Source organism: uncultured Thiodictyon sp., assembly GCF_903828115.1.
Taxonomy (GTDB): domain Bacteria; phylum Pseudomonadota; class Gammaproteobacteria; order Chromatiales; family Chromatiaceae; genus Thiodictyon.
The window spans coordinates 1-2,985 of the sequence record NZ_CAIKKU010000314.1; the positions used below are offsets into that span (position 1 = coordinate 1).

The window sequence follows — 2,985 nt, forward strand, 5'->3', positions numbered from 1 at the left end:
CCTTCGGCCTGCGGGTGCAGCCGCGCCGCGGCCGACCCAAGGAGCCGGAGATCCGGCGGCGCGTCCTGCGCCTGCTGGATCTCGTGCAGATGGACTGGCTTGCCGACCGCTTCCCGTCGCAACTCTCCGGCGGTCAGCGCCAGCGCATCGCGCTCGCCAGGGCGCTGGCGGTCGAACCACGGGTGCTGCTGCTCGACGAGCCCTTCGGCGCCCTGGATGCCCAGGTGCGCAAGGAGTTGCGGCGCTGGCTGCGCGACCTGCACGACGACCTGCACGTCACCTCCATCTTCGTCACCCATGACCAGGAGGAGGCCCTGGAGGTCGCCGACCGGGTGGTGCTGATGAACCGCGGGCGGGTCGAGCAGGTCGGCAGCCCCGACCAGGTCTATGAGCACCCGGCCAGCCCCTTTGTCTATGGCTTCTTGGGCGCCGCCAACGTCTTCCACGGCCGGGTGGACGGTGCCCACGTCCGCGTGGGCGAGTCGAACCTGACCCACGACGGGAGCAACGCCGTCCAGGGGACGGACGTGGTCGGTTTCGCCCGCCCCCACGAACTGGACATCGTCACCGATCTCGACACCCCCAATGGGCTGGACGCCCTGGTGCGGCGGGTCCTGGCCTTCGGCGGCAGTGTCCGGGTGGAACTGGACGGTATTGAGGAGGTCGCGATGGGGACCGAGCCGAAACACTATGAAGTCCTCCTGCCGCGGGAACGGGCGAGCGGCCTGACCCAGGGTCAGCGGGTGCGCCTGGTGCCGACGCCGCTGCGGGTGTTCCGGCACGAGGCGGCCTGACATGAACTTCCAACAGTTACGCATCCTGCGCGCCACGGTGCAGAACAATTTCAACCTCACCGAGGTGGCCAGCGCGCTCTTTACCGCCCAGTCCGGCGTATCCAAGCACATCAAGGACCTGGAAGACGAATTGGGCGTGGAGATCTTCGTGCGCCGCGGCAAGCGCCTGCTGGGGCTGACCGAACCCGGCAAGGAACTGCTGCCGATCGTGGAGCGCATCCTGCTCGACACCGGCAACATCAAGCGCCTGGGCGAGCAGTTCGCCCAACGCGATGAGGGACGCCTGGTCATCGCCACCACCCATACCCAGGCGCGCTACGCCCTGCCGCCGGTGGTGGCCGGCTTCAAACAGGAACTCCCCAAGGTGCACCTGGAACTGCGCCAATGCGGCCCCCGGGAGGTCGTCGCGCTGTTGCGGGCGGGGGAGGTCGACATCGGGCTCGCCACCGAGGCGGTGGGCGATGACGAGGACCTGGTGAGCTTTCCCTTCTACTCCTGGCATCACGCCGCGATCGTTCCCGACGGGCACCCGCTCGCGGCCCTGGAACCGCTCACCCTGGAGGCACTGGCCGACTGGCCGCTCATCACCTATTCCGAGGGCTATACCGGCCGCGCCCGTATCGATGCCGCCTTCGCCGCCGCGGGCCTGGCACCGGATGTCGTCATGTCCGCACTCGACGCCGATGTCATCAAGTCCTACGTGGAACTCGGCCTGGGGGTCGGCATCATCGCCGCCATGGCCTTCCATCCGGTGCGCGACGCCGGCCTGCGGCTGCTCCCCACTGACGGGCTCTTTGCCGCCAATACCACCCGCATTGCGCTGCGCCGCGGCCACTATCTGCGTGACTATGCCGTCCGCTTCGTCACCTGCTGCGCCCCGGCCCTCACCGCCGAGCAGGTGAGAGACGCGGTGTTCCCCAAGGTCGCGGCCGAATAAACAAAGCACAAGCCCTATCTGGTCCCGGTGATCAAGGTCGCCACCGGTGCCTTGTTCGGCCAGCGCGCGAAGCTCTTTGTCCGGACCGAGGACGGGCATCCCGCCCCGCCTGAGTCGCTCTATGTCCAGGCCTGGGATGCCGACGACGTGGTGTTTCTGGACCGCTTCCTGCGCACCTTCCATGCGTTGAACCACCTGCACCAGGGCCATGACGGTCGTGAGCTGCTGGTGCTGGACGTGCATCTGCGCCATGTGGCCGCGCTGCCCGAGCACCACGGCGAGGTCTTCGAGACCCTGTTGCACCGCTTCGGTCTGCGGACCGACCAGGTGGTGCTGCGCCTGGACGCGCGGGCACTGCACACGGATGCCCACGTGCAGGAGGCGGCCAGGAGTTTCACCGGCTACGGCTACCGGCTGCTCGCGGCAGGACCGGACCTCGACCACACGGACTGGGACCTGCTCGGTGCGCTCGGCGTGCGCTGGGTCGCGCCCCAGGTCCAGGACCTTGAGGTGCGCTACGACCGCGGGGAGCGGTGGCGAGCGCAGACCGCGACCGGCGGCCGCATCGGGTTATGGCTCGCGGGGATCGACGACCCGGAGGCGCTGGCGCGCGCCGGCGCCCTGGGCGCCGACCTGATCGAGGGTAACCAGTCGTCGCGGGCCGCCCGGCAGGCGCCGCCCCGGTATCCCTTGAGCCCGGCGGACGTTGCGGTCTGAGGCCGGATCGGGTCTCATCCGCCGATCCACGACACCGCAACCCGAGGTCCCCATGTCCGCCACGACCCTGATCGTTCCCGGATTCCACGGCAGTGGTCCGGGGCACTGGCAAACCTGGATGGAGTCCCGCGTTGGCGGCGCCCGGCGAGTGGCGGGGATCGACTGGGAGTCCCCGGTTCTGGAGACTTGGGCCGCGGCCCTGCGCCACGAGATCCGGCGCTCGCCCGGTCCGGTCTGGCTGGTGGCGCACAGCTTCGGCTGTCTCGTCGCGGTCGTGGCCGGCGCGGCGCTCGCGGATCGCGTGGCCGGGGCCTTGCTCGTGGCGCCGGCGGACCCGGAGCGTTTCTCCGCACTGGGGCTGCGCGAAGACCGCGCCGCCGGCATCGACAGCCTGGCAGCCTCACTCCCCAGACAGAACCTCGGCTTTCCGAGTCTGGTGGTCGCGAGCGGCAACGACCCCTGGATGACGACCCGGAACCTGACCCCTTGGTCTGAGGCCTGGGGCAGCCGTCTCATCGGCATCGGCCAGGCCGGACA

4 protein-coding genes are annotated in these 2,985 nt (G+C 69.6%); all 4 read left to right on the top strand.

Going from position 1 to position 2,985, the window contains the following annotated elements; genetic code table 11:
* Nucleotides 1-794 (top strand): TOBE-like domain-containing protein (locus tag QZY48_RS11460; protein WP_295430987.1); only part of this gene is annotated, 794 nt, incomplete at its 5' end.
* Nucleotide 795: 1 nt separating this feature from the next.
* Nucleotides 796-1,731, top strand: coding sequence for a CysB family HTH-type transcriptional regulator (locus QZY48_RS11465; RefSeq protein WP_295430988.1), 936 nt, complete (start codon nt 796-798; stop codon nt 1,729-1,731).
* A gap of 27 nt (nt 1,732-1,758) precedes the next feature.
* Nucleotides 1,759-2,448 (top strand): hypothetical protein, encoded by a 690-nt coding sequence (locus tag QZY48_RS11470; protein ID WP_295430989.1) that lies wholly within the window; start codon nt 1,759-1,761, stop codon nt 2,446-2,448.
* A gap of 52 nt (nt 2,449-2,500) precedes the next feature.
* Nucleotides 2,501-2,985, top strand: a 485-nt coding sequence (locus tag QZY48_RS11475; RefSeq protein ID WP_295430990.1) for an alpha/beta fold hydrolase, incomplete at its 3' end; no start/stop codon positions are given.

Bases quoted from the DNA above. Each gene is read 5' to 3' on its own strand.
- QZY48_RS11465 (WP_295430988.1), top strand. From the start codon at position 796: ATGAACTTCCAACAGTTACGCATCCTGCGCGCCACGGTGCAGAACAAT.